Below are 23859 nucleotides of genomic sequence, written 5' to 3'. Positions count from 1 at the left end.
CCCGGCGCGCGGGCGGCGGGGGCGGCGGGGGTGTCAGGCGTCCTCGTCGGGCGTCGGGGCCGCGCGGAGGGCGGTGACGACGCCCAGGGCGACGGTCGCGAAGGCGAGGGTGAGGAGGACGGCGAAGGCCGTCCCGATCAGGTATCGCACGAGGTCCTGCGTTCGGCGTCGAGGAGCAGGGTGAGGAGGTTCAACAGCGTCGAGGCCGGCCAATGCCGCGGAGTTAGGCGCTGTCCATGCTTGTCAACGTGGTCTGTTTCCATGCGTCAGCGAGCGTGTAGGTCCCGTAGGCAATCTTCTTGAGGAGGCCTTCGTTGGCCCACATGGTCATTTGGCTCGCGAAGCTCGCGTGATTTTGGATGCCCAGAGCGGTGGACGCTTCGCGGGGCCGCCAGGATCGTTCGGGCTCGGCTGCCATGAGTTGGAGGACTCGGTTTCGCAGGCCGGTGCGCGTGGACCCGCTCCCGGCGACGGCCTTGCGCTGGTTCTCGTGGCCGTCTGATGGCAGGGGCGGGGTCCGCGGAGCCGGGCGGAGCGTCACGGCGAGGCTGGTGATCGTCTTGGGTTGCCGCGGGCGGGGGTCTGCCGAGCCGTGTGCGTATCGGGTCCGTCCGATCTTGGCCGAGCGGGCGCTGGTGCGCGGCCGTCTCGCCGGCAGGAGGCCGCCCAGCACCGCCAGGCCGATGGTGGCGACCAGTGCGTCGTGAGCGCCCTCTCCTGTGGTCGTGCCGACGAGGACGATCTGGTCGCGTGCGGTTTCCAGGGCAATGGTGAAGCTGGCGCGGTCCGGGTCGGTGCCCGGACGCGACTCCACGGCGTCGACCATCGCGGTCCGCAGAAGTTGATAGACGATCAACTGTGCCCACAGTTCCTGTTCCAGGCCCGTCCGGTCCTGTGACCTGAGCACGCGGCCGTTCTGAAGTGTGTGTCGTAGTGCGTAGTAGGCGGACTCGATCTCCCAGCGCTCGTGGTAGAGGCGGACCAGCGTTTCGGCGGGATCACTGCGAGGATCGAGCAAGGTGGTCGCGATGCGGTAGCGCTCGCGGAGCACCTGTCCGTTGTCGGCGGTCATCGTGATCATCGCGTCGATGACGCGTACCTTGAGTCCGCCCAGTCGGGTGAGATACGAGCCGTCCGCAAGCAGGGCGAGGACGGCCGGGCGACGGTGGGCGCCGACGCGGATGACGAACTGGGCCCCGGTGGCTGCGATATCCGACAGGAAGGCGTCCCCGTCGAAGCCCCGGTCGGCAAGCACGAGCATGTCAGCGTTCACCAGCGGCAGGAGGCGCCGCGCGTAGGCGGTTTCATACTCCGCCGTTGGCCCGAACACCGCCCCGAGCAGGCCACGGGTACCGGTCTCGCAGAGCGTCATCAGCCGCAGGACCGGGTATCCGGCCAAGCCCCACTGTGTCTGGATCCTGCCGAGCCAGGTCCGATTGCGCTCAGAGTCGGGCACCTTCACCGAGGCGCATCCGGCGAAGGCCACGGTCCGCCAACGCCGGTAGCACACGCCGGGCGTGGTGGGTTGGGCGAGCGGTCCGGCAACCACCTCGAACAATGCCTTGAACGAGGCGGGGCCCATGCGCCGCCGCAGGCATCTCAAGGCCTTTTCGCTGGGGCGGGCGACGCCCAGCCCAGCGGGTCCGGCCGTCAGCTTGTCCCAGACCCGCAGATAACCCAGAGCGGGGAACAGCGACATGGCCAGCACGAAGTACACCCCGACACGAGAAGGCAGAAGTCGTCGGCGATGCTCCACCGCGCGGTTCTCTTCGAGCACCGCGTCAACGAGTTCGACGGGAAGGTAGCGGGTGAGCTCGCCCAGATGACCTGGCGCAAGAACGGAATCTCCGTCTCTTGCAAGGCAATCCGGCCGGGCGATGGCAGACTGGTGAGCCAACGGGACCTCTTCAGCAAACAGATCTTGGTCGATCACTTGCTATACGGGAGGTCCCGTCCTCATGTATGCAGTCCAGGCCGGTATCACTCTCTTGACGGACCTGCGCGAACCCTAACTCCGCGGCATTGCGAGGCCGGCGCGGTGTTGAAGCGGACCAGGACGCGGCCGTCCATGGTCCTGTCGGTGTCGATCGAGGGGAAGATGAGGCCGAACTCGCGCCCCCGCTCCCGGACTTCGTCCAGCAGGGCGTGGATGTGCTCCTCGGTGTAGTACCGGATCCGGGGGTCGGTCGGCAGCATCGGGCGACGGCCGGGGCGGTAGATCATCAGGCCGCGTCCTTCAGCAGCTCGAACCAGACGGATTTGGCACGCTCGTGGGGGTCGACGCCCCAGCGGTGGGTGAGGGCCTCGACCAGCTGGAGGCCGCGCCCCGACTCGGCGAGCAGGGACAGCGGCGGAGCCGAGGGCAGGACCGGGCTCTCGTCCGTGACGGAGACGCGGAGGGAGTCGCCGACGGAGATGATCTCGACCAGCGGCGCGGGGGTGTCGGTGTGGCGCCAGGCATTGACGAGGAGCTCGCAGAGGGCGAGCTGCGCGTCGGAGATGAGAGAGGGGGACCAGCCGACGCGGGTCATGGTGTTGTGGAGGGTGTGGCGGGCGATGGCGATGGTGGGCGTGTTGATGTGACGCATGGGAGTTCTCCCGAGGCGTGAGTGAGGGGGAACCGACGGAACATGTGTCGCCGTGAGCCAGGCCGGCCGAGATGGGCGTGGCTGCTCTGCGGTGCTTGCTAGCAGGCGTTACTGACGATCCGTCGGATCAGTGTGAGATCGACCATAGCGCACATGAGTATCCAAATTTCCACTCTCCCTGGATTCTTCCCTCTACGGTGGTAACTGGTGGACCGCCGCTCGACACGCGCGGCACACTGGCCACACGCACGCCCGGAAGGAAGTCATGCCGCCCCGATCGAACCCAACGCTCCGTCAACGCAGGCTCGGAACTGAGCTGCGAAGAATTCGCGAACAGGCCGGGTTCGGTGGCTCGCAGCTCGGCCGCTCCGTCGGCATGAGTCCAGCCCAGGTGACACAGATGGAGTCAGGCCGGATCGGCATCAGTGTCGAACGGCTCCACACCATCGCCGCCGCATGCAACTGCGCCAATCGACCCTTGATCGACGCGCTCGCCGCCATAATCACGGAGAGGGGAAAGGGCTGGTGGGAGGAGTACAGCGAGGTCCTGACGTCGGACTACCTTGAGGTCGCCGAGATCGAAGGCCACGCGAAGAAGCTCTCCATGTGCACCACCACGTACATCCCCGGGCCTCTCCAAACCGCCAGCTACGCCTCGGCCGTCTTCAAGAGGATCTACCCACCGCTGCCCCGCAAGGATGTCGACATCCGAACTGCGTTCCGCATCCAGAGGCAGCAGATCATCCGTTCCGGCCGGACACCGTTTCGAGCATTCATCCACGAAGCTGCGCTCAGGATGCAGTTCGGCGGACCGAAGGTGCTCGTGGACCAGCTTGACGCACTACTCGAAGACTCCCAGCAGCCCGGCATCTCCGTTCGAGTCGTTCCCTTCGCGGTCGACACGTTCCCCGGCGCCGGAGAGAACCTGACGTTCGCGGAAGGGCCGGTCCCCGAACTCGACACCATCCAGTTGGACGTCTCGCAGGGCGCCCTGTTCTTCGACTCTCCAGCTGACCTTGCCAGGTACCGAGTGATCTTCGCGCGCCTTGACACCACAGCTCTCCCTGAAGATGGGTCTCGAAACTTCATCCGATCCATCAAGAAGGAACTGGAAGAAACGTATGCCTAAGTCGGCATGGCAGAAGTCCAGCTACAGCGCCTCAAGCAACGAGTGCGTGGAAGTCCGAGCGATTGACGGGGTTGTCGAACTCCGCGAGTCCGACGAAGGCCACCTCATCCTCCGCACCACCCCCACCGCCCTCGCCGCCCTCCTCATCGGTGTTAAGGCCGACGAGTTCGACCACCACGCCTGAACCCTCCCGGCCCCTCGCGCATGCTGCGCGAGGGGCCGACTCCTCCGGAGGTACAGATGACCGACACCAAGTGGCAGAAGTCCAGCTACAGCGGGGCTTCGAGCGAGTGTGTGGAGGTTCGCGCCATCAACGGGGCGGTCGAACTCCGCGAGTCCGACGAAGGCCACACCATCCTCCGCACCACCCCCACCACCCTCGCCGCCCTCCTCCACGGCGTCAAAGCCGGCGATTCGACCACCATGCCTGAACCCTTGCAGCCCCCCTTGCGCAGGAAGTCGGCCCGCCCGACTTCCTGCGCAACCACCCGCCTCACCGCCTCGCATCCACCGCCCCTCACGCCTGACTCAGCACGAGGGGCCGACTCCCCCGCGAGACCAACTCTCGTGACTTGATCCACAAGATCGCACAGAACCTATGAAAGGCCCGACATGACCGACGCCGATTGGCAGAAGTCCTCCTTCAGCGGCAACGTCGAGAACTGCGTGGAGGTCCGTTCGGCCGCCGGGAGGATCGAACTCCGCGAGTCCGACGAAGGCCACCTCACCCTCCGCACCACCCCCACCACCCTCGCCGCCCTCCTCCACGGCATCAAAGCCTGCGAATTCGACCACCACACCTGAACCCTTGCAGCCTCCCCCCTTTGCGCAGGAAGTCGGCCTGCCCGACTTCCTGCGCAACCACCTCGTCTCCACCGCCCCTCGCGCCTGACTCAGCGCGAGGGGCCAACTCCCCCGGAGGCACAGATGACCGACACCGCGTGGCAGAAGTCCAGCTACAGTGCCGCAAACAACGAGTGCCTGGAGGTCCGCACGGTCAGCGGCGCAGTCGAACTCCGCGAGTCCGACGAGGGCCACCTCACCCTCCGCACCACCCCCACCACCCTCGCCGCCCTCCTCCACGGCATCAAAGCCTGCGAGTTCGACCACCACGCCTGAACCCTCCCGGCCCCCTCGCGCATGCTTGCGCGAGGGGGCCGACTCCCCCGGGAGGCATAAGCCGTTGTCCTACGAGGGTGACGCGTGATCAACCGGTGCACGGGCGTAGGACAGCGAAACAGGGCCTACTGGTGGCTCCAAAACCAGAGGCCCTGTCTTTCGGCTTCTTACACCCGCTCCCAGCGGCGCGAACGGTCGTTGTCGCAGTTGTACTGAACGAGGGGGACGTTGTTGTCGGCGGAGACCCCTCCGGCGACGGTCGCGCACTTGCCCGTCTTCACGTTGACGAACTGGTAGGAGCTGCCGTTCCCGTTGCTGAGGCGCCAGCGTCGCGAGGAGTCGTTGTCGCAGTTGTACTGAACGAGGGCGACGTTGTTGTCAGTGGAGACCCCTCCGGCGACGGTCGCGCACTTGCCCGTCTTCGCGTTGACGAGCTGGAAGGTGTTGTTGCTCCAGTTGCTGAGATACCAGTGCCGCGAGGAGTCGTTGTCGCAGTTGTACTGAACGAGGGGGACGTTGTTGTCAGTGGAGACCCCTCCGGCGACGGTCGCGCACTTGCCCGTTGCCATGTTGACGACGTGGAAGCCTGTCTGTGCAACCGCGGGGTTGGGGATCAGCATCGAGCCCCCGGCCACAAGAGCCGACGCCGCCAGAAGACGTGCCAGAGTATTCTTGGTCATAAGGGTGCTCCTCTCGTGATTCCGGGAGGGTGGAGACGGTCTCATGTGCGGCCCCACGCTGCCGGTGTCGACCACGAAGGCTTGCTGGCTCAGGGGGGCGGACACTACCGCGATCGGAGCGGATCAGCTGGCCGTGTTCGCCGCCTCGGTTTCGGGGCGAAGTGGCTCCCTGCCAAGGGCCCCGCCATTGTCGCCAGACCAGGACGACCAATGGCACAAGGCCGGCCGGTGGCGTGGCCCACAATCCGGCGCGCGCCATATGGCCACCGTGTCCACTATCGATTGCGGCTATCGGGCCCGCAACCGGAACCATGAGCAGGACCGGTCGTCGGACTCCGGCCTCGGGTTCGCCCGTGAGACAACAATTCCGTCCCGCCACAATGGGGCGGAAGCGTCGTGGAAGACATCTCATGTGGGCAGCTGTGCAGGCTGCTGGTGTGACGATCGTGAAGCGCCAACGCACCGGTTTGCCCCTGTCACTGGTCTCCACGGCATCAAGGCCGGCGAATTCGACCACCACGCCTGAACCCTCCCGGCCCCCTTCGCGCAGGAAGTCGGCCCGCCCGACTTCCTGCGCAGACACCTCACCGAACCGCTCCAACCCCGTCACGCCTGGCGCCGCCCCCGGCGCCAGGGAGCGGAGCATGGCCCGTCGCCCGGCGGGCCCTTGCACTCCGCAAGGGCCCGCCGACAGGAAGACCATGCCGACTTGCGGCGGCCTTGAACTGCGGCCAACCCAACAACGCAGCCAGAAAGCGGCCGAACGAACCGCCTCAGTGCGGAGTTCGCGCATCCGGACACCGAGAGCAATCCGTGCCTGCTGAAAGTCAGCGCTCACATGGCGGAAGCCACCTGAGCCCGGAACTCCGTGTAGCGCACCGCGTGGTGCCAGACCGCGTCGCCGGCCTGGCAGGCGCGAAGGACCTCCAACGGGTCGGTGACCAGTTCCATGTCTCACCAGATCTGCGCCTCGGTCTCCGGGTTGGGCGAATCCATCGGCCGCCTCAGGAGAATATTCGAGAATCTTCGCTCACTCCATGTGACCCTCCGGGCATCCTGAGTCAGCATGATCGACTTCGAGGGGAGTGCCCATGAGCCGACGACTGCGGTACATCGGAAGCAACTCGGGGCAGAACGGATGCCCGACGCTCTACGAGGACGCGGAGACCGGGGAGGTGATCGTGCAGGGAGACCTGTTGACCGATCCCGGCGAGATCGCCCAACTCCGCAACGTCAAGCCCAGCGAAGGATTCGTGACCGTGCCGCGCACGCTGCTCGCCGACTTCGCGCCGCGTGACGTGAACCGAGAGCGCGTGCTGGTCAGCTACGACGAGTTCGAGGAGATGTTCACGACCTTCCAGCACACGGCCTTCCGATTGGAGACCCGCCGCCGCTACCGCTCGGACGAGGAGTCCGAGACCTACCGGCAGTTCGTCACCGGCCTGGCCCCCGATTGGGACCTGGACCACCCCTGGTGCCGCTCACGTCGCGAACAGGCGGCCCTGGGCAAGCGGTTCGAGCGAGTGCGCATCATGGACAACCCGCCCACCGTCGGGCAGCGGTACCTGCTCAACAACTCCGAGCGGAACGGCCTGGTCGGCGAGGACATCCGGTACCTCTGGCGTGCCGACGCCGACCGGCTCGGCCTCCCGGCGGAGGACGCCTGGCTGTTCGACTCGCGCTACCTCGCCCTGCTGCACTTCGACGCCGACGACGACATCACCGAGATCGAGGTGATCACCGACCCAGTGAAGGTGGCCCGCGCCTGCCAGGAACGGGACGCCGCCTGGCACTACGCCACCCCGCACCGCGAGTTCGCCGCTGGGGTACCGTCCGACACGTGAGCACCGACTTCCAGCAAGCCAGGATCGCCCTCGGTCTGCGGCTCCGTGAGCTGCGCGCCGGGGGCGGTCTCACGGGTCGGCAACTGGCCGACCGGCTGGGCTGGACGCAATCCAAGGTCAGCAAGCTGGAGACCGGCCGGCAGACGGCTACCCACGACGACCTCAAAGCCTGGGCCGAAGGCGCCGGGCAGCCCCAGGCAGCAGCCGAGCTGTCGGCCAGACTGCGCGCCTTCGAATCAGGGACCCGCTCCTGGCGGCGGCAGTTGGCCGCCGGGCACAAGCCGGTACAGGACACGCTGACCGCCGAACACAACCGCTCGACGGTCATGCGCGCGTGGGAAGGCGCCATGATCGTCGGCATACTCCAGACACCCGACTACGCCCGGCACGTCTTCAGCGCATACGTCGACCTCCACCGGTCACCACGCGACATCGAAGACGCCGTACGAGCCCGCGTCCAACGACAGGAGAGCCTGTACCGACCGGGCCGGAAGTACCACATCGTCATGTGGGAATCGGCCCTGCGCAGTCTGATCTGCCCCCCAACCGTGATGGCCGCCCAACTCGACCGGCTCAGCGGCGTCATCGGCCTGGACACCGTCTCCCTGGGCATCGTCCCGTTCGAGGCGTCGCTCAGGTTGCCGCCGGCCAACGGCTTCTGGATCCACGACGACCGGCTCGTCATCGTCGAGGACTGGCACGCCGAACTCTGGCTCGACCAACCCGACAACGTGGCGCTGTACCAAAGAATCTGGGACACGCTGGCCGACTCCGCCGTCTACGGCGCCGACGCCCACCGGGTCATCACGCGGTGCCGCAGGGCTCTCGGGGACGTGTGAGGAATCCCCGCGAGCCTCAAGCCCGGCAGCTCGAATACCCGCGAATCACGCGCCCGACCTCGACGCGAAAGCCCCTAACGTCCTCACCAGCGCCCGTGACAACCACGGGAGTTGAACGACAGCGAAGGGGAAGCACATGCCGATGTTCGACGGTGGCAAGCACGGTGGCGGCCAGGGCAACGGCCAGGGCGGCGGCCAGCAGGACGACTCCAACAGCGGCAACAAGCACGGTGGCGGCGGCAGCGACGAGGGCGGGAACACCTCGGACGGCGCCGGCCCGGCGTCCGGGCGCTGACGGATGAGCGACCGGCACGAAGTGGAGGCCGGCCGGGCCCGGTTGGCCTCCGCGCTCATCGCGAACGGGGCCCTCGCCCCGGGCTGGCTGCCCTCCTACCACGCCGTTCCGCGCCACTGGTTCGTCCCTGACCTGGTCTGGCCGGGCCGGGCGGACGGGGTGCGGCAGGGCGAGTCCGTGCACCGCTTCGCCGATCCGGACGGGTGGTTGAACGCCGTCTATTCCGACGTGCCGCTCACCACGCAGTGGGACGACGGCGTGCACGGCGGGGACGGCCGTGGCACCGTGCCCACCTCGTCCAACTCCATGCCGACCATGGTGTTCTCCATGCTCGCCGCGCTGGGCGTGGCGGACGGGGACCGGGTGCTGGAGATCGGCACCGGCACCGGGTGGAACGCCGCTCTCCTCTCCCATCGTGTCGGGGCCGGGAACGTGGTCTCGGTCGAGGTGGACGGGGACAGCGCGGCCGCCGCGCGGTTCCGGCTCGCGCGGGCCGGGTACGAGCCCCGGCTCGTGGTGGGCGACGGGTCGAAGGGCGTCGCCGGCGGCCCGCCGTTCGACCGGGTGATCGCCACCTGTTCGGTCCGCCGGATTCCGTACGCCTGGATCGAGCAGTCCCGGCCCGGCGCCGTGATCGTCGCCCCGTGGGCGCCCGAGTACGGCGGGGAGGCCGTCGTCCGGCTCACGGTCGGCGCCGACGGCACGGCGAGCGGCCGGTTCGTCGGGTCGTCCGCGTTCATGCGGTTGCGCCAGCAGCGGACCGTACGGCCCGGCAGTCCGGAGTATCTGTCCGGGCCGTGGCCGGCCGACGGCACGAAGTCGTCGACGCCGCTGTCGCCGGACGAGATCGGCGGGTGGCTGGCCATGTTCGCCATCGGCGTGCAGGTGCCCGACGCGTTCCCGCTGACCGAGCGGTACGCCGACGGCACGTACACGCTGTGGCTCCACGACACGGCCGTCACGTCCTGGGCCAGCGCCGACTGGGAGCCCGACCGGCGCGCCTACGAGGTGGTGCAGTCCGGCCCCCGAAGGCTCTGGGACGAGGTGGAGGCGGCCTGGCGCTGGTGGCGCCGCCGGGGGCGCCCCGGCTTCGACCGGTTCGGGCTCACCGTCACGCCCGACGGGCAGACGGTGTGGCTGGACAGCCCGGACGAGCCCGTACCGGCGCCGCACTGATCGGAGTGGGAAGTCGGCCGGACCGACTTCCCACTCCGCACCAAGCGCCTTACTGCTTTGGCTGGCTCGCCCGCTGCTCCCCGGCTACAGGAGCCGCAGGTGGTCGAGGGCGAGGTAGGCCGCGGCGGTGTCGGTCATCTCCCCCGCGCGGAGCACCCGGGTGCGGAACTCCGCCAGGTCGAGTGTGACCACGTCGATGAACTCGGTGCGCTCCGGCCGCGGTTCGCTGACCTTGACGCAGTCGGTGGCGACGAAGGCGTAGCGGCAAGTGTCGGCGTACGCGTCGAGCCAGTACGACCCGACCTCGCGCACGTCTCCCTGGTAGCCGGTCTCCTCCAGCAGCTCACGGGCGATGGCGTCCGCCGCGGACTCCCCGGGTTCGACGTAGCCGCCCGGGAGTTCGTGCAGCACGCGGTCGGGGCCCGGGCGGTACTGGCGGGCGAGGATGACGTGCTGGTCGGAGGTGAGGGCGAGCACGGCGCCGGCCGGGCGCTCGCGCTTGAGGCAGAACTCCTCCTTCCTGCCGTCGGGCATCTCGTAGTCGACGCGGTCCAAACGTCACCCCGAACCGGAAGCCTCAGAAGCACAGTCGCACCGGACGGAACGCCCTGACCTGACGTCAGCCATTCGGTGGAGCCCGAGACCAGCTCGGACCCCCGACCTGGATGACACGTCACCAGGTCCGAGCCCCTCCCACTTCCATCACTTGTCGTACATATCTAATCACAATAGGTGATCAGCTGGGGTGTGACCTGCCGCGCTGCCGCACGATGGAGAGCGGCCTCACCTCAATCCAGGACGTCAGGAGACATCAGTGGTCAGACATCACGCCCCACAACACCCTCCCACCGGGGTGAGGGCAGGACGAAGCCGAGCCCGCACAGGCGTCGGCACTCGTGAACAGTGGCGGCGGGCAGGGGTCGTGGCGGGACTGTGCGTGGCGTTGTCCGGCACCGCACTGACACCCGCGACCTCCGCACCAGCGGGGACCAAGCCGGCCACCGGGGTACGAGGAACTGATCCATCGGTCACCTTCGGCTTCACCGGGACCCCGCAGCCCCTCACCGTCCCCGCGAACGCGATCGTCACCATCACCGCGGACGGCGCCGGCGGCGCCGACAACACCGGCACCGTCTGCGGATTCACCGGGACCGGGGGGACGGGGGGACGCGTCGTCACCACACTGCCGCCAACCAGTGCCCCGACGACCTTCACCGTCAACGTCGGCGGCACCGGCACCGCCGGCTGCAACGGAACCGGCGCTGCCGGATACAACGGCGGCGGCGCGGGCGGCACCTCGAGCCAACCCACGGGCCAGTTCCGGAGAGGTTCCGGAGGGGGCGGGGCGTCCAGCGTCAGCACCGGCACCAGCCTCCTTGTCGTCGCCGGCGGCGGTGGCGCAGCCGGCGGCGCCCCCTTCTCCGGCACAGTTGCGGGGGGAAACGGGGGCAACGGCGGCCCACTGGACGCCACCGCCGGCACCACCGGAGCATTCGATGGCGATGGTTCGCCGGGATCCGGCGGGCTGGGCGGCAGCACCGGCACCGCGACCGGCGGCGCCGGCGGTGCGGCGGGCACCCCCAGTGGAGGCTGCACGCCGACCGCAGGTGACCCAGGAAGCGGCTTCACCGGCACCACGGTCGGCACCGGCGGCACCGGCGGTCACAACACCGGCGGCAACTGCGTAGCCGCCGGGGCGGGGGGAGGCGGAGGCGGAGGCTACTTCGGCGGCGGCGGGGGCGGCGCCTCCGCCCCCGGCAACAGCGGTTTCGGCCGCGCGGGTGGTGGCGGTGGTGGCGGAGGCAGCAGCTTCGCCACTCCGACGGGCACCGGGACGGCCTATGCGGACTCGAGCATCGGGACGGCGAACAAGAACGGTCAGGTGATCATCTCCTACACGGTGGTCACCCCTTCCTTGACCATCGCCAAAACCCACACCGGGGAATTCGTCCAGGGCAAGCGGGGGACCTACACCATCGAGGTCGGCAACACCGGGCCTGGCGCCACCGATGGCAGCACGGTCACCGTGACCGACACCCTCCCGCCAGGACTCACCGCTGGCCGCATCGCTGGCGCCGGATGGAACTGCACCCTAGCCACCCTCACGTGCACGCGCAGCGACGTCCTGACAGCAGGCAGCAGCTACCCGCCCATCACCCTCAAGGTCAGGGTCTCCTGCGACCGCGACACAGCCCGCGAGGTCACCAACAGAGTCACCGTCACAGGAGGCGGCGACACTGCCATCCACACCGCCACCGACCCCACCACCATCAAACACGAGAGGCACTGTCACCACGACGAGCACGAACCCTGGTAGGCGATCGGTCGCGGCTGAGTGCGGCAGCGAAGTGCAGTAACCACTGCCACCAGAATCGGCACGGGCCGCGCCCGGGCGCCAGGTGTTTCGCGACCGCTTCCGCGTCCCGGATGACCGGCTCCCCGTCCAGCGCGATCCGTCACGGGAGTTCCTCAACTCCCGTGACGGCGGCGTTCGGTGAGGCTGGTCACGCCGCTCAGCGCTTCTGAGGCCTCCGGTTCGGGCTCACCGTCACGCCCGACGGGCAGACGGTGTGGCTGGACAGCCCGGACAACCCCGTGCCGGCGCCGCACTGATCGGAGTGGGAAGTCGGCCGGGCCGACTTCCTGATCGCTGCGCCCCGCCGAGTCGCTGCCCGGCGGGGCGCAGTCGCAGTCGCGTACGGCGGCTCGTGCGGTCGGGGGCTCAGCCCGGGGCGGGGGCGGCCGCGGGGCCGGGGGCGGCGCCGCCCGTGCCTTCGAGCTGCTGGATCAGGGCCTTGAGCGCCGCGATCTCCTCGCTCAGGGCCTTCTTGCCCGCCTTGGTGAGCTGGATCCAGGTGCGGGCCCGCTTGCCTTCGTAGCCCTTGTCGATCGTGACCAGTCCCGCCTTCTCCAGGACCCCGAGGTGCTGGGAAAGGTTCCCGGCGGTGAGCCCGAGCGTGCTGCGGAGGAACGTGAACTCCACCTGCCGGGCCTCCTTGGTCACCGCGAGGATGCCCAGGCGGACGCGCTGGTGCACGATGTCGTCGAGGCCGTTGGTGGGGTGTTCGCTCATGCGGCCGACCGCCCCCTGCCCGCCTGCAGCAGGGCGAGGCCGACGCCGCCGAGCAGCAGCACTCCCCCCTCCAGCAGGATGTGCGGGAGGCCGCCCCACGGCGAGGGGTCGGGAAGGTCGCCGGTGCTGATCATGGAGCCAAGGTACCCGCAGGCGATGGCGAGGAGCAGCCAGCTGCGCTCGATCCGGGCGAGCAGCAGCAGCGCCAGGCCGATCGTGCCGGCCGGGCTCACCACCGGGTTGTCGAGGATCGGGGCGAAGGGCGACGGCCCGCGGAGGTCGGCGAGGAACCCCGGGTCCAGTGCCGTCCACGCCACGTAGCCGGTGATGAGCACGACCAGGGTGATGCCCAGCGCCAGGTACGGTCCGACCCGGGTGCCCAGGCCGAGCCTGGCGGAGCGCCGCACGTAGAACCAGCTGATCGCGGCGTAGGCGAGGAGTAACGCCACCGGCCAGTACCACATGGCCGGCGGCAGGCCGCCGTTGTGGTCGCCTTGGCCGTAGCGGACCACCGGTGCGGCGCCGAGGCGCACGGCGGCGAAGACGAGGAGGGCGAACCAGGCGCCGCGCTGCTCACGGTGGATGTGCCGGGCCAGGGCCCGCTTCATCGTCAGGAGGTCGCGGGGGTGGTTCGAGGAGGGGGCGGGGTGAGTCGTCACGCCCACAAGGTTTGCATGACAAACTGATTGCGTCCAGAGATCTGTTGCCGATCCAGCGAAAGTGGGCGCGCCGAAGAAGCCCTCCACATCGGTGTCATGACGCTTCGTCAAGGAGATCGGCCGTGGCCGTCCAGGATGGGACGTCTGCTACGTGGCTCGCGGCTCCGGCCGGATGAAGTCCGGGGCGTACCCGAGGGGGCCGCCTGCGCCGACGACGGCGAGCAGCCCGAGCCGGTGGCGGGCCAGCGCGTCCGTGGCCCTGGTCCGCCACTGCGGGGTCAGGGTGCCGGGGCTGAAGCCGACGAGGCGGAGCAGGTCCTTGGCCGCGCCCACCGGTGAGACCGCGAACCTGACGCCCCCCAGCCCCCGAGCCCCCAGGCGGATGCGGATCACAGACGCTCCCCCTTCGCCAGCCTCTTCGAAAACCATCGAATCATTCGACCGGTCGATCGGCGTGGCGTTTGCTGGATTCACCGAACCGCCCAGCCCCGAGAGGAATCCGGGACCCGTGATCGCTCACAAGAAGCCGGCCGCCGTCGTGGCCGCCGCGGCAGCCCTCATCGTCGGCGCCACCGGCGCGGCTTCCGCCCAGGCCGCGCAGTCCGCCCAGATCACCCAGACCACCCAGACCGCCGAGGCCGCCGGCCAGGCCGGCCAGGCCGGCCACGTGGCCTGGAGCCAGGGCCAGACGCCCGGCACCCGGGCGGGCGCCCTCACCGCGGGCCTCTACGTCCGGATCTACAGCCTGTACCAGGGGACCCCGGGCCAGTGCCTGGACGCCGACGCCACCGCCGGCGGCAACGGCACCCGGGTCCAGGTGTGGGGGTGCAACGGCACCACCCAGCAGGAGTGGTACCTGTCCACCGACGGTAGCCTGCAGAACGTGCGGTTCCCGGGCATGTGCCTGGACGCCGACACCAACGGCGGCGGCGCCAACGGCACCCGGGTGCAGCTGTGGCAGTGCAACGGCACCACCCAGCAGAAGTGGTACCACCCCTCCGGGGACCTGGCCATCTACAACTACCGCTACAACAACGGCAACAACACCGTGCTGGACCGCGACATCAACGTGGCCGGCGACGGCGCCCGCACCCAGCTGTGGGGCAAGAACTTCCAGTCCCAGCAGTGGTGGGACATCCGCACCGCGTGACGCCCCCGGCGCGGACGGCCGGTGACCACGCCGTCCACGCCGACACCGGTGGCCATGACGTCTCGACACGGAGGGAACACCCGATGGGAATCGCCCACCACGGCACGGCGGCACGCACCCGGACGAGGCTCGGCACGGCGGCCGTCGGGCTCGCCGCCGCGCTCGCGTTCGCCGCAGGGATGACGCCGGCCTCGGCGTCGGCGTCGGCGTCGGCGTCGAACGTGACGCCGAGCGCGGCGCAGCAGGGCAGCGGAACCTCCTCCCCCTCGGTCAGGGACGGGGAGATCGTGGAGCTCTGGAACCTCAACAGCCAGCACTGCCTGTCGGTCGGGGCCGGGAGCACGGCGGGCGGGGCGGGGATCATCCAGTGGTCCTGCTACGGCGGCGCCGAGCAGTACTGGGGCCTCTACCCGATGCCGAACTCCGGCGGCGGCTACGAGATCGTGAACAAGAACAGCGGCAAGTGCCTGGCCGATCCGGCGAGTTCGCCGAACGCGGGCGTCCAGCTGATCCAGTACGGCTGCGACAAGGGGCCGGAGCAGACCTGGTACTTCGGCTCGAACCCGGACACGGGCTTCGCGCAGATCAGGAACCGGGCGAGCAACCTGTGCGCCGCGGTCGGCGGTTCGAGCACGACGCCGGGCGCCCCGGTCATCCAGTGGCCCTGCACGGGCGGTTCCGAGCAGCGGTGGACGGCCTCCGGGTGACCGCCGGACGCGTGACCGCCGGACGCGTGACCGCCGGACGCGTGCTCGCCGGACGGCCGGCCGGCGGCGCCAGGTGACCGGCTCCCGGTGACCGAGTCTCGCGGCTTCTCCCCCACGGACCCCCACGAAGCCGCGGGACTCGCCCCCGCACCACCGCCGCACCACCGCCGCACCACCGCCCGTCAGAGGCGGTCGGCGTCCAGGACGGCCCGGACGAAGGCCTCCGGGGCCTCCTGGGGGACGTTGTGGCCGACCTCGGGCAGGGCGCGGTGGAGGTACGGGCCGGTGAAGAAGTCGCGGTAGGTGGAACCGTCGCCGGGCGCGGTGAAGGGGTCGCGGCCGGGGTCGAGGGTGACGGTGGGAACGGCGATCTTCGGGCGGGCGGCGAGCCTGCGCTCCAGCCGGTCGTAGCGGCGCTCGCCGTCGGCCAGGCCGAGGCGCCAGCGGTAGTTGTGGATGACGATCGCCGCGTAGTCCGGGTTGTCGAAGGCGGCGGCGCTCCGGTCGAAGAGCGCGTCGTCGAAGGCCCAGGTCGGTGAGACCTGCTGCCACACCAGGCGGCACAGCTCGCGGCGCTTGTCCCGGTTCTCCATGGCCGCGCGCCCGCGCTCGGTGGCGAAGTAGAACTGGTACCACCAGGTGTGCTCGGCGGCCGGGGCCAGCGGCTGCTTCTGCATCTCGACGTCGGTGATGAGGTAGCCGCTGACCGAGACCAGGGCTTTGACCCGCTCCGGCCACAGCGCGGCGATGATGTCGGCGGTGCGCGAGCCCCAGTCGAAGCCGGCCAGCACGGCCCGCCTGATGCCCAGCGCGTCCATCAGGGCGAGCACGTCCAGGGCGACGGCGGACTGCTGGGCGTTGCGCATCGTACGGTCCGACAGGAAGCGGGTGCTGCCGTGGCCGCGCAGGTACGGGACGATCACGCGGTAGCCCTGGGCGGCGAGCAGCGGGGCGGCGTCGACGTAGCTGTGGATGTCGTACGGCCAGCCGTGCAGGCAGATGACGGCGGGGCCGTCGGCCGGTCCGTCCTCGGCGTAGCCGACGTCGAGGAGGCCGGCGCGGACCTGGGCCAGGCGGGCGAAGCCCGTCCGGGCCGCGGGGACGGGGGCACCGGAGGGGGCACCGGCCGGCGCGGGGGTACCGGCCGGTGCCGCCCCGGCGGCCTGGGGCAGCGCGGCCAGGGACAGCGCGGTGGTGCCCGCGCCGAGTCCGACGGCCCTGGTGAAGGTGCGCCTGTCGATCATGCCGTTTCCTCCGTCGTGCGAATGTGCCGTTCGGGCCGGTGGGTTGACACCGCGTCAACGTCCCGCGCCGCCGACACGTGCCGCAGGGGGCGCCCGGGGCACCCGAGGAACTCGGGGCGGCCGGGAACACAGGGGCGCCCGGGGCCGGTGGGGCGCGCCGCAGCCTGCCCGGCGCTCGCACGATTGGGTGGCGACCGCCATTGATTCCGCACCGTTCACCGAGGCCTGCTGGAGTGGACGGGCTCCCCCAGGCCCGTCGCACTCCTCACCGAACAGGTCAGGTGAACGACATGCTCGACCACTCCGTCCGCCCGTCCCGCCCCGCGCTGTACCTGCGCTGCTACCCCGCCGACGCGGCGGGCCTGGAGTACCAGCGCGCCGCGTTGGAGCGCCTGGCCCGCCAGCGCGGCCTGCCGGTGCCCGCCGCGTTCCTGGACGACGGGGTGCGCTCCGGCGACCGGTGCCCCGCCCTGGAGCGGCTGCTGGAGCGGGCCGGGCAGGGCTGGGTGAACGTGGTGCTGGTACCCGGCCCGTTCGTCTTCTCCCTGGACGACCGCAGTGCCCGGGCGACCGTGCGCCGGCTGGAGGCGCTGGGCTGCACGGTGCTCGAACTGCCCGACCGCGCCGCCCGGCCGCACCGGCGGCCGGCCCCCGCCTGCACCGCCTGAGCGGACGGCCCGCCTGAGCGAACGGCCCGCCCGCACCGTCCGAACGAAGCCGCCCGAACGAAACCGGCCGAACGAGACCACCCGGACGAAACCACCCGAACGCGACCGCCCGAACGAGAGCGCCTGAGCGAAACCGCCTGAACACGCCCCCCGCACACACCGTCCGGACACACCACCCGCACACCCCCGCACCGCCCGTACCGCGACGGCGCCCCGGCAGCCACGGCCGGGAGCCGTCACGGCATGATGGGCCCCATGGCCTTCGCAATCCTCCTCGGCGAGCGCCGCGCACCCGGACCGACCGGACGGCCGTGAGCCGGCCCGTCGAGCCGGGATCGCCCGGTGCCGGATTCGCGTTCGTCGGGCGCCGCCCCGAACTGGAGCGTCTCACCCGGGCGATGCTCCACCCGCCCGCCGTCGTCCTGGTCGAGGGCGAGGCCGGTCTCGGCAAGTCCCGGCTGGTGGCCGAGGCCGCCGCCGACGCCGCCGCGGCGGGCCGCCGGGTGCTGACCGGCTTCTGCCACCCGCTGCGCGAGCCGCTGGCCTTCGGCCCGGTGGTGGACGCGCTGCGCGGCGTCGGCCCGTTCCTGCCGCCCGCCGACCGCATCCCGGCCAGTGCCGGGGCGCTGCGTCCGCTGCTGCCCGACCTCGCCGACCGGCTGCCGCCGCTGCCCGCGGCCGCCGGTGACGGGACGCCGGGACTGCGGCTGCTCGTGCAGGCCGTACGGGCGCTGCTGGGCGCGCTCGGCGAGACGGTGCTGGTCGTCGAGGACCTGCACTGGGTGGACGACGCCACCCGGGAGCTGCTCCTGCTGCTGGCACGGGACGTGCCGGCGGGGCTGGCCCTGGTGCTCACCTACCGGGCCGAGGACCTGCCGCCGGACACCCCGGTGCTCGGCGCCGCCTACCGGCGTCCGGCCGGGGTGGGCGGCGCGCTGGTGCGCCTGGCCCCGCTCGCCGAGGCCGAGGTCGACGAGCTGGCGCGGGCGGCGCTCGGCCCGCGCGCGACGCCGGCGCTCGCCCGGGTGCTGTTCGACCGCAGCGAGGGCCTGCCGCTGGTCGCCGAGGAGGACCTGATCACGCTGTGCGAGCGGCGCGGCGCCGGGGCGCTGACCAACGCCGCGGACCTGGCCGCCGACCTGGAGCAGTCCGAGGTGCCGCGCGGCCTGCACGACGCCGTCACCGAGCGGCTGGCGGCGCTGTCCCCGGACGCCGCCGCGATCGCCTCCGCGGCCGCGGTGCTCGGCGTGCCGGCCGGGGAGGACCTGCTGGCCGCGGTGGCCGGCCTGGAGGCGCAGGCCGCGGCGGACGGCCTGACCGAGGCGCTGCGGGCGGCGCTGCTCCACGAGCGGCCGCTGGCCCACTACGGCTTCCGGCACGTGCTGGCACAGCAGGTGGCGTACCGCCGGCTGCCCGGGCCGCGGCGCACCGCGCTGCACCGGCGGGCGGTGGCGGCGCTGGGCGCGCGCGAGCCGAGGCCGCTGGTACAGATCGCCCACCACACCCTGGCGCTGGGCGACCGGGCTGCGTGGCAGGAGGTGGCCGAGGCGGCCGCGGACCAGGCGGTCGCGCTCGGGGACAGCGGCAGCGCGGGGGCGCTGCTGCGCCGGCTGCTGGACGAGCCCGACCTCGATCCGCACCGGCGCGGGCGGGCGGCGCTGGCGCTGGCGCGGATCGCCGCCGACGGCGTGGACTCGGTGGCCAGTGCGGCGGTGCTGACGGCGATCATCGCCGACCCGCGGCTGCCGGTGCCGGACCGCGGCGAGATCCGGCTCTCGCTGGGCTTCCTGATGGCCGTGCACGGCGGGGACCGGGCCGGTTTCGACCGGATGGAGGAGTCCCTGGAGGAGTTGGAGGAGCGTCCGGGCCGGGCGGCCAGGGCGATGGTGGCGCTGGCCATGAACGAGCGCGACGGCGCCGGGGAGCGCGCCTGGCAGTGGCTGGAGCGGGCCGAGCGGACGCTGGCCGCGCACCCGGACGAAGAGGTCGCGGCGGCCGTACGGGCGACCCGGCTGACGTTCCTGGCGCGCGAGGGCGACCCGTCGGTGTGGGAACGGCTGGAGGAGCTGCCGCGCAGTTCGCGGCGGCCGGAGATCGTCCGGCAGACCACCCGCGCGCTGTACAACGCGGGTGAGATCGCCGTCGAGCTGGGCCACGACCGGCGGGCGGCGCGGCTGTTGGAGGAGAGCCGACGGCTGGCCCGGCAGGCGGCGATCCCGTATCTGGAGTGCTACAGCCGGATCGCGCTGGTGCGGTTGGACGGCCTGGCCGGGCAGTGGGAGGGGCTGGAGGAGCGGCTGGCCGCGCTGGGCGCGGAGTTCCCCGACCTCGCGATGGCCGGGGTCGAGCAGGCGCTGCTGCTGGGCCGGCTGGCGGCGGCGCGCGGCCGGCTCGCGGTGGCGCACGCCCACTTCGCGGAGGCGGGCCCGTACGGGGAGCGGGAGTCCCAGGTGACCGGGGCGCTGCGGGCGGCGGCGGGGCTGGCGGCGCTGCAGTTGGCGGAGGGGGACGTGGCGCGGGCGGCGGCCACGCTGGAGCCGGCGCTGGCGGCGCTGCGGCTGGCCGGGGCGTGGCCGCGGGCGGCGGAGTTGCTGCCGGTGGCGGTGGAGGTACTGCTGGCGGACGGCGACCGGGCGGGGGCCGGGGAGTTGGCCGGGCAGGCGGCGGCGCACCTGGAGGGGCGGGACGCGCCGGCCGCGCTGGCGGCGCTGGCCTTCGCCCGTGGCCTGCTGCTGGCGGACGGGGATCCGGCGGGCGCGGGCGCGCAGTTCGTCCGCTCGGGCGGGCTCTGGCAGGAGATCGGGCGCCCGTACGAGGCGGCGCGGGCCGCGGAGCGGGCGGCGACCGTGGCGGCGGGGGTGGACCGGGCGGCGGCCGGGGAGCGGATCGCCGCCGCGGAGCGGGCGTACCTGGCGCTGGGGGCGGCCTCGGACGCGGCCCGCTGCCAGCGGCTGCGGCGGGAGCTGGGCCTGGGCCGGGCGGCCTCGCCGGGGCGGCGCGGCTACGGCGAGCGGCTGTCGCCGCGTGAGCGGCAGGTGGCGGCGCTGGCCGCGCAGGGGGCGGCGAACCAGGACATCGCGCGGGCGCTGTTCCTGTCGACCCGTACGGTCGAGCACCATGTGGCCGGTGCGCTGCGCAAGCTCGGGGTGGGGCGGGCGGGGCTGGGTGAGGCGCTGGCGGCCGAGGACGACGCCACCTGACGCCATCCGACACCACCTGACGCTGCCTGACGCCGCCTGGGAAAATGGGTCCCGCCCCGCTCCCTCAAGGGGGCGGGACCCGGTCCGGGTCAGCCGTGCTGGTGGTGCCCGGAGCGCTCGACCAGCCGGGAGAGCCGGGCCAGTCGGGCCAGGCCCGGGCGGCGCAGGCCGCTGCTGCGGCGGGCGGGCAGGACCAGCCCGGGGTCGGGGGCGGTGAAGTGCTCGTCGGCGTAGAGGCGAAGGCGCTCGCGGCGGGTCATGGCGACCTCCTGGGGGGTGAGGGTCGTCGGCTGGGGCGGGTTCCAGGAAACCGGCCGGGCCGGGGTGGGATCAATGCGTACCGCTACCCAATCCCGTACCGAACGCTGGGTACCCGCGATCCTGGGTACCCGCCGTTTCCGCTCCCCCGCGGCGCGCCGCGGCCCCGTACCGCCCGGGGACGGTACGGGGCCGCGGGGTGTCCGCTGGGGGTGGGTCAGGCGTCCGGGGCGCGGGCCTCGGTGGCGATCGGGGCGGCCCGGTCGGCGGGGACGGTGCGGCTGCGCACCGGGGAGGGGCGGCCGCGGCGCGGGTGGGTTGAGGGCGGGTCAGCGGGGTCAGTAGCGCAGGACGGCGGCGATCCGGCCGGAGTCGGCGAGGGTGCCGTCGGGGACGAAGCCGATCTCGCCGCCGGTGTCCAGGGTGCGCTCGATCACCTCGTCGACGATGTCCTCGCGGGCGCCTTCCTGGTCGGCCTCGGCGGGCACCAGGTGCTCGCCGTCGTCGCGCACGGTGGCGCGGTAGTTCTCCTCGACCACCAGGCGGGCGATCCGGCCCTCGCCGACGGTCTGCCAGACCTCGTCCAGGCCGGCCGCGAACTGCTGGGCGCCGCGGGCCTTGTCGAGCTGGGCGAAGTGTTCGGTGACCTCGCGCTCGGCCTGGGCGCGCACGGCGGGCTCGACGACCTTGCGGACGGTCTCGGCGTCGGCCTGGGCCAGGCCGCCGTGCGGGAGCTGCGCGGTGGACTCCTTGGCGATCGGGCCGACGGCGTCCAGCAGGGCGAGCGCGGCGGCCTCGCCGACCACGTACAGCGGGCGGGGAGCGGCGGCCAGCAGCTTGCCGACCTCGGTGTCGGCCTGGCGCAGGAAGGTCTTGGTCGCCTCGTCGCGGAAGGTGCTGGGGGTGTCGCCGATCTGCTCCTGCCGTTCGGGGTCGGGGTTGTCGAAGACGCGCACCAGCGGGAAGCCGTTGCCCTTGTGCTCGGCGACCCGCTCCTCGGTGCCGCCCCACAGCACCACCTTGTCGGCGGCGACCGCGAGCACCCAGAACGGGCGCTCGGCGGCGTGCGCGGCGACCAGGTTGCGGGTGAGGTAGGTGTCGGACAGGACCACCCGGGCGGGGGCGGTGCGACCGAGTGACCAGACCTGGTGCTCGCCGGGCGCGGCGAAGATGGCCAGGCCGTCCTCGGCGTGCACCAGGTCGACCTCCGCGAGGGCCCGGTCGAGCTGCTCCAGCACGTCGATCCGCTCGGCGCGGGAGACCTTCGGGTCGGCCTGGACGCGCTCCTTCGCCTCGGCCAGCAGGTTGCGCAGCCGGACCGGGTCCTGGGCGTTGTCCGGCTCCCGGCGGTGCGTGGGCATCAGGATCGACACCGCCGGGTAGGGCCGCGGCCGGCGCAGCTCGGCGAGGACGGCGGGGCTGAGGTCGGGGCGCATGGAGACCCTTTCCGAAGGCGGTCGGCCTTCTTTCGTGGACGCGCGAAGCCTGGGCACTGGGCGCTGGGCACTGCTGCCAAATGTCGTCAATGTACCCATTTACGGCTTCTGCGGCGCGCGCACGACCTGGGCCGGGCGCCCCGGGGCCTGCGACCGCGGGCGGCGGCCCGCCGGCGCCGTCCGGGGTCGGGCGGCGGCGTCGGCGGGGCGCGACGGGACGCGACGGTCGGGGCCGTCAGAACTGGACGTCGGTGCAGGAGTAGAAGGCGTTGGCGGTGTCGGCGATCTCCCAGACGGCGACGATCACCTGGTGGCCGGTGCGGCCGGTGGGCAGGGTCGCGGTGTGGGTGGTGGTGGCGGCGGGCTGGCGGCCGTTGTAGGGGACGGTCAGGAACGGGGTCAGGTCCAGGGCGGAGCGGGTGATCGGCTGGCTCGCGTCGTAGCCGGGCTTGGTCAGGTAGTACTTGAAGTTCGTGGTGGAGTGCCGGGCCTCGATCTCCCAGGTGAAGGTGAGCTGCTGGCCCGCCGTCACCCTGGTGGTCGGCCAGGCGCCGCCCCGGGGGTTGTCCAGCGGGGCCCAGCGGGCGTCGCCGCCGGCGCAGATGGTGCCGTCCGCCGGGCCGCGGCTCGGGAAGCCCTTGGGGCCCTCGACGCTCTGCGGCTCCCACTGGATGTCGCCGCAGTCCCACGGGACGGCGTTGGCGCCGCAGAGCGCGGAACGGCTCGGCGGCAGGTTGATGAAGCCGTGCGACTGGGCCGGCAGGGCCGCCGCGATCGGCAGGGTGATCGCGGCCGCGGCGGCGGCGATCAGGTGGCGCTTGCGCATGGTGCTCCTCCGTGGGGGTGGATGGAGTGTGCGCCCGGCGCGGGGCGTGCGCGTGCGCGTGGGGGTGCGCACGGCGGCCCGCCGAGATATGGCATGCCCGCGCCAGACCGGTTGCCCGACACCGTAGGAGCTGCCTTCCCCGCGCGTCAATGGTCTGAACCATTTGCGCCAAAGCCCCGTGGATACCGGGCGCCGAGCGGCATCCCACACTCGACACCCGGCCCGGACCGGTACGGGTGCGGCGCGGGTCCGGCGCGAGAATTATTTGCACAAGCGCTATACAGGCTCTAGCCGATATTTCAAATCATGGCTTATCCTGTACCCAGCCACACCTGGAAGGAGGCCGGGCCCCATGACCGCCACGGACCCCGCGCTCACCGCCCTCGCCAACGGCTGGGGCGCCCTGTCCCTCCTGCACGGCAGGATCGAGTCGCACATCGAACGTGCCCTGCAGGCCGAGCACGACCTGAGCGTGCGGGAGTACTCGCTGCTCGACGTCCTCAGCCGCCAGCACGACGGCGTGGGCGGGCACCTGCAGATGAAGCAGGTCGCCGACGCGGTCGTCCTCAGCCAGAGCGCCACCACCCGCCTGGTCACCCGACTGGAGGACCGTGGCCTGCTGTCGCGCTACCTGTGCCCGACCGACCGCCGAGGCATCTACACCAACGTGAGCGAGGACGGCCTGAAGCTCCTGGAGCGGGCCCGGCCGACCAACGACGCCGCCCTGCGCGAGGCGCTCGACGAGGCCGCCCGCAACCCCGAGCTGACCTCGCTGGTCAGGGCGGTCGAGGCCGTGGACGCCGCCTCGCCGGCCCGCTAGGGCCTCCGCCGACAGCACCGCTCCCCCGGGCCCGGGGGGGGGGGGGGGGGGGGGGGGGGGGGGGGGGGGGGGGGGGGGGGGGGGGGGGGGGGGGTGGGGGGGGGAGAAGATTGGTGGGGGTGCCTCGCTTCCAGCGCGGATTTGGATG

Annotated in this window: 27 protein-coding genes; 15 read left to right on the top strand and 12 right to left on the bottom strand. The window is 71.8% G+C overall.

The genetic code is table 11. The features are described 5' to 3' along the window. Positions 1-223: 223 nt before the first annotated feature. From ACZ5OX_RS28420 to ACZ5OX_RS28410, 3 genes are read right to left on the bottom strand one after another with little or no spacing between them, the layout of a single operon-like run. On the bottom strand, positions 224-1933 hold the full coding sequence (locus tag ACZ5OX_RS28420; RefSeq protein ID WP_465634017.1) for an IS4 family transposase: 1710 nt from the start codon (positions 1931-1933) through the stop codon (positions 224-226). Positions 1934-1980: 47 nt separating this feature from the next. Beyond that, a complete protein-coding gene (locus ACZ5OX_RS28415) occupies positions 1981-2223 on the bottom strand; it encodes a hypothetical protein (RefSeq protein WP_465634015.1) in 243 nt (80 codons plus the stop codon). Continuing rightward, positions 2223-2588 (bottom strand): ATP-binding protein, encoded by a 366-nt coding sequence (locus tag ACZ5OX_RS28410; protein WP_449790286.1) that lies wholly within the window; start codon positions 2586-2588, stop codon positions 2223-2225. The genes ACZ5OX_RS28415 and ACZ5OX_RS28410 overlap by 1 nt, the downstream gene beginning before the upstream one ends. Before the next feature lie 265 nt (positions 2589-2853). Between ACZ5OX_RS28410 and ACZ5OX_RS28405 the strand changes: the two genes are divergently transcribed. The 5 genes from ACZ5OX_RS28405 (at position 2854) to ACZ5OX_RS28385 (ending at position 4836) form a co-directional block, all read left to right on the top strand. Continuing rightward, on the top strand, positions 2854-3717 hold the full coding sequence (locus ACZ5OX_RS28405) for a helix-turn-helix domain-containing protein (protein WP_465634013.1): 864 nt from the start codon (positions 2854-2856) through the stop codon (positions 3715-3717). After that, the gene (locus tag ACZ5OX_RS28400) at positions 3659-3901 is read left to right on the top strand and encodes a DUF397 domain-containing protein (protein WP_465634012.1); all 243 of its coding nucleotides are present in this window, start codon (positions 3659-3661) and stop codon (positions 3899-3901) included. The genes ACZ5OX_RS28405 and ACZ5OX_RS28400 overlap by 59 nt, the downstream gene beginning before the upstream one ends. Before the next feature lie 20 nt (positions 3902-3921). Then, entirely contained in the window at positions 3922-4293 is a 372-nt protein-coding gene (locus tag ACZ5OX_RS28395) for a DUF397 domain-containing protein (RefSeq protein WP_465634011.1), read from the top strand. Positions 4294-4329: 36 nt separating this feature from the next. Continuing rightward, the gene (locus tag ACZ5OX_RS28390; RefSeq protein ID WP_465634010.1) at positions 4330-4521 is read left to right on the top strand and encodes a DUF397 domain-containing protein; all 192 of its coding nucleotides are present in this window, start codon (positions 4330-4332) and stop codon (positions 4519-4521) included. A 123-nt stretch (positions 4522-4644) separates the two neighbouring features. Continuing rightward, a complete protein-coding gene (locus ACZ5OX_RS28385) occupies positions 4645-4836 on the top strand; it encodes a DUF397 domain-containing protein (protein WP_465634008.1) in 192 nt (63 codons plus the stop codon). A 167-nt stretch (positions 4837-5003) separates the two neighbouring features. On the opposite strand, the gene ACZ5OX_RS28380 is transcribed toward ACZ5OX_RS28385, so the two are convergent. Further along, the gene (locus ACZ5OX_RS28380; protein WP_465634189.1) at positions 5004-5456 is read right to left on the bottom strand and encodes an RICIN domain-containing protein; all 453 of its coding nucleotides are present in this window, start codon (positions 5454-5456) and stop codon (positions 5004-5006) included. A gap of 1151 nt (positions 5457-6607) precedes the next feature. Here ACZ5OX_RS28380 and ACZ5OX_RS28375 point away from each other — a divergent pair. From ACZ5OX_RS28375 to ACZ5OX_RS28360, 4 genes are all read left to right on the top strand, one after another. Then, entirely contained in the window at positions 6608-7360 is a 753-nt protein-coding gene (locus ACZ5OX_RS28375) for a DUF6879 family protein (RefSeq protein WP_465634006.1), read from the top strand. After that, positions 7357-8199, top strand: coding sequence for a helix-turn-helix domain-containing protein (locus ACZ5OX_RS28370; RefSeq protein ID WP_465634004.1), 843 nt, complete (start codon positions 7357-7359; stop codon positions 8197-8199). Before ACZ5OX_RS28375 ends, ACZ5OX_RS28370 begins: the two co-directional genes overlap by 4 nt. A gap of 136 nt (positions 8200-8335) precedes the next feature. Next, positions 8336-8494: a hypothetical protein gene (locus tag ACZ5OX_RS28365; protein ID WP_402404013.1), complete on the top strand. Its 159-nt coding sequence runs from the start codon at positions 8336-8338 to the stop codon at positions 8492-8494. 3 nt (positions 8495-8497) lie between these two features. Next, positions 8498-9670, top strand: coding sequence for a methyltransferase domain-containing protein (locus ACZ5OX_RS28360; RefSeq protein ID WP_465634003.1), 1173 nt, complete (start codon positions 8498-8500; stop codon positions 9668-9670). An 84-nt stretch (positions 9671-9754) separates the two neighbouring features. Here ACZ5OX_RS28360 and ACZ5OX_RS28355 read toward each other — a convergent pair whose 3' ends face one another. Then, on the bottom strand, positions 9755-10225 hold the full coding sequence (locus ACZ5OX_RS28355) for an NUDIX hydrolase (protein ID WP_465634001.1): 471 nt from the start codon (positions 10223-10225) through the stop codon (positions 9755-9757). A 382-nt stretch (positions 10226-10607) separates the two neighbouring features. Here ACZ5OX_RS28355 and ACZ5OX_RS28350 point away from each other — a divergent pair, with 382 nt between their 5' ends. Next, positions 10608-11987, top strand: a complete 1380-nt coding sequence (locus tag ACZ5OX_RS28350; RefSeq protein WP_465634000.1) for a hypothetical protein — start codon at positions 10608-10610, stop codon at positions 11985-11987. A 405-nt stretch (positions 11988-12392) separates the two neighbouring features. Here the strand turns inward: ACZ5OX_RS28350 and ACZ5OX_RS28345 are convergent, their stop codons facing one another. The 3 genes from ACZ5OX_RS28345 to ACZ5OX_RS28335 all read right to left on the bottom strand — a co-directional run bounded on the left by ACZ5OX_RS28345 (position 12393) and on the right by ACZ5OX_RS28335 (position 13795). Beyond that, a complete protein-coding gene (locus ACZ5OX_RS28345) occupies positions 12393-12743 on the bottom strand; it encodes a winged helix-turn-helix domain-containing protein (RefSeq protein WP_465633998.1) in 351 nt (116 codons plus the stop codon). Further along, on the bottom strand, positions 12740-13402 hold the full coding sequence (locus ACZ5OX_RS28340; RefSeq protein WP_465633996.1) for a hypothetical protein: 663 nt from the start codon (positions 13400-13402) through the stop codon (positions 12740-12742). The genes ACZ5OX_RS28345 and ACZ5OX_RS28340 overlap by 4 nt, the downstream gene beginning before the upstream one ends. A gap of 147 nt (positions 13403-13549) precedes the next feature. Next, positions 13550-13795 carry a hypothetical protein gene (locus ACZ5OX_RS28335; protein ID WP_465633994.1) on the bottom strand — a complete coding sequence of 82 codons (246 nt, stop codon included), beginning with the start codon at positions 13793-13795 and terminating at the stop codon, positions 13550-13552. 115 nt (positions 13796-13910) lie between these two features. Between ACZ5OX_RS28335 and ACZ5OX_RS28330 the strand changes: the two genes are divergently transcribed. Together ACZ5OX_RS28330 and ACZ5OX_RS28325 are read left to right on the top strand one after the other, a co-directional pair. After that, positions 13911-14552, top strand: coding sequence for a ricin-type beta-trefoil lectin domain protein (locus ACZ5OX_RS28330; RefSeq protein ID WP_465633992.1), 642 nt, complete (start codon positions 13911-13913; stop codon positions 14550-14552). Between the two features lie 83 nt (positions 14553-14635). After that, positions 14636-15259, top strand: coding sequence for an RICIN domain-containing protein (locus ACZ5OX_RS28325; protein ID WP_465633990.1), 624 nt, complete (start codon positions 14636-14638; stop codon positions 15257-15259). Positions 15260-15441: 182 nt separating this feature from the next. Here the strand turns inward: ACZ5OX_RS28325 and ACZ5OX_RS28320 are convergent, their stop codons facing one another. Next, positions 15442-16503 (bottom strand): alpha/beta fold hydrolase, encoded by a 1062-nt coding sequence (locus tag ACZ5OX_RS28320; protein ID WP_465633988.1) that lies wholly within the window; start codon positions 16501-16503, stop codon positions 15442-15444. Between the two features lie 290 nt (positions 16504-16793). Between ACZ5OX_RS28320 and ACZ5OX_RS28315 the strand changes: the two genes are divergently transcribed. Both ACZ5OX_RS28315 and ACZ5OX_RS28310 read left to right on the top strand, forming a co-directional pair. After that, the gene (locus tag ACZ5OX_RS28315) at positions 16794-17171 is read left to right on the top strand and encodes a recombinase family protein (protein WP_465633986.1); all 378 of its coding nucleotides are present in this window, start codon (positions 16794-16796) and stop codon (positions 17169-17171) included. 311 nt (positions 17172-17482) lie between these two features. Then, the gene (locus ACZ5OX_RS28310) at positions 17483-20371 is read left to right on the top strand and encodes an ATP-binding protein (RefSeq protein WP_465633984.1); all 2889 of its coding nucleotides are present in this window, start codon (positions 17483-17485) and stop codon (positions 20369-20371) included. A gap of 89 nt (positions 20372-20460) precedes the next feature. Here the strand turns inward: ACZ5OX_RS28310 and ACZ5OX_RS28305 are convergent, their stop codons facing one another. From ACZ5OX_RS28305 to ACZ5OX_RS28295, 3 genes are all read right to left on the bottom strand, one after another. Beyond that, complete coding sequence (locus ACZ5OX_RS28305) at positions 20461-20631, bottom strand: hypothetical protein (RefSeq protein ID WP_392883381.1); 171 nt, start codon at positions 20629-20631, stop codon at positions 20461-20463. 336 nt (positions 20632-20967) lie between these two features. Continuing rightward, positions 20968-22065, bottom strand: a complete 1098-nt coding sequence (locus tag ACZ5OX_RS28300) for a baeRF3 domain-containing protein (protein WP_465633982.1) — start codon at positions 22063-22065, stop codon at positions 20968-20970. Between the two features lie 235 nt (positions 22066-22300). After that, positions 22301-22891 (bottom strand): lytic polysaccharide monooxygenase auxiliary activity family 9 protein, encoded by a 591-nt coding sequence (locus ACZ5OX_RS28295; RefSeq protein WP_449790263.1) that lies wholly within the window; start codon positions 22889-22891, stop codon positions 22301-22303. A gap of 352 nt (positions 22892-23243) precedes the next feature. On the opposite strand from ACZ5OX_RS28295, the gene ACZ5OX_RS28290 reads away from it, so the two are divergent. After that, a complete protein-coding gene (locus tag ACZ5OX_RS28290) occupies positions 23244-23711 on the top strand; it encodes a MarR family winged helix-turn-helix transcriptional regulator (RefSeq protein WP_449790262.1) in 468 nt (155 codons plus the stop codon). Positions 23712-23859: the final 148 nt, after the last annotated feature.

Source organism: Kitasatospora sp. NPDC032121, from assembly GCF_055580145.1.
Note: the sequence above shows the minus strand (reverse complement) of the source record. Positions and strands in the feature narration are given on the sequence as shown.

Excerpts from the sequence above, each read along its gene's own strand:
- ACZ5OX_RS28410 (WP_449790286.1), bottom strand. The coding sequence starts at position 2,588 with ATGCGTCACATCAACACGCCCACCATCGCCATCGCCCGCCACACCCTC.
- ACZ5OX_RS28380 (WP_465634189.1), bottom strand. The coding sequence starts at position 5,456 with ATGCTGATCCCCAACCCCGCGGTTGCACAGACAGGCTTCCACGTCGTC.
- ACZ5OX_RS28325 (WP_465633990.1), top strand. The coding sequence starts at position 14,636 with ATGGGAATCGCCCACCACGGCACGGCGGCACGCACCCGGACGAGGCTC.
- ACZ5OX_RS28305 (WP_392883381.1), bottom strand. The coding sequence starts at position 20,631 with ATGACCCGCCGCGAGCGCCTTCGCCTCTACGCCGACGAGCACTTCACC.
- ACZ5OX_RS28345 (WP_465633998.1), bottom strand. The coding sequence starts at position 12,743 with ATGAGCGAACACCCCACCAACGGCCTCGACGACATCGTGCACCAGCGC.
- ACZ5OX_RS28365 (WP_402404013.1), top strand. The coding sequence starts at position 8,336 with ATGCCGATGTTCGACGGTGGCAAGCACGGTGGCGGCCAGGGCAACGGC.
- ACZ5OX_RS28385 (WP_465634008.1), top strand. The coding sequence starts at position 4,645 with ATGACCGACACCGCGTGGCAGAAGTCCAGCTACAGTGCCGCAAACAAC.
- ACZ5OX_RS28390 (WP_465634010.1), top strand. The coding sequence starts at position 4,330 with ATGACCGACGCCGATTGGCAGAAGTCCTCCTTCAGCGGCAACGTCGAG.
- ACZ5OX_RS28405 (WP_465634013.1), top strand. The coding sequence starts at position 2,854 with ATGCCGCCCCGATCGAACCCAACGCTCCGTCAACGCAGGCTCGGAACT.
- ACZ5OX_RS28360 (WP_465634003.1), top strand. The coding sequence starts at position 8,498 with ATGAGCGACCGGCACGAAGTGGAGGCCGGCCGGGCCCGGTTGGCCTCC.
- ACZ5OX_RS28290 (WP_449790262.1), top strand. The coding sequence starts at position 23,244 with ATGACCGCCACGGACCCCGCGCTCACCGCCCTCGCCAACGGCTGGGGC.
- ACZ5OX_RS28320 (WP_465633988.1), bottom strand. The coding sequence starts at position 16,503 with ATGATCGACAGGCGCACCTTCACCAGGGCCGTCGGACTCGGCGCGGGC.
- ACZ5OX_RS28300 (WP_465633982.1), bottom strand. The coding sequence starts at position 22,065 with ATGCGCCCCGACCTCAGCCCCGCCGTCCTCGCCGAGCTGCGCCGGCCG.
- ACZ5OX_RS28315 (WP_465633986.1), top strand. The coding sequence starts at position 16,794 with ATGCTCGACCACTCCGTCCGCCCGTCCCGCCCCGCGCTGTACCTGCGC.
- ACZ5OX_RS28295 (WP_449790263.1), bottom strand. The coding sequence starts at position 22,891 with ATGCGCAAGCGCCACCTGATCGCCGCCGCCGCGGCCGCGATCACCCTG.
- ACZ5OX_RS28375 (WP_465634006.1), top strand. The coding sequence starts at position 6,608 with ATGAGCCGACGACTGCGGTACATCGGAAGCAACTCGGGGCAGAACGGA.
- ACZ5OX_RS28400 (WP_465634012.1), top strand. The coding sequence starts at position 3,659 with ATGGGTCTCGAAACTTCATCCGATCCATCAAGAAGGAACTGGAAGAAA.
- ACZ5OX_RS28415 (WP_465634015.1), bottom strand. The coding sequence starts at position 2,223 with ATGATCTACCGCCCCGGCCGTCGCCCGATGCTGCCGACCGACCCCCGG.
- ACZ5OX_RS28395 (WP_465634011.1), top strand. The coding sequence starts at position 3,922 with ATGCTGCGCGAGGGGCCGACTCCTCCGGAGGTACAGATGACCGACACC.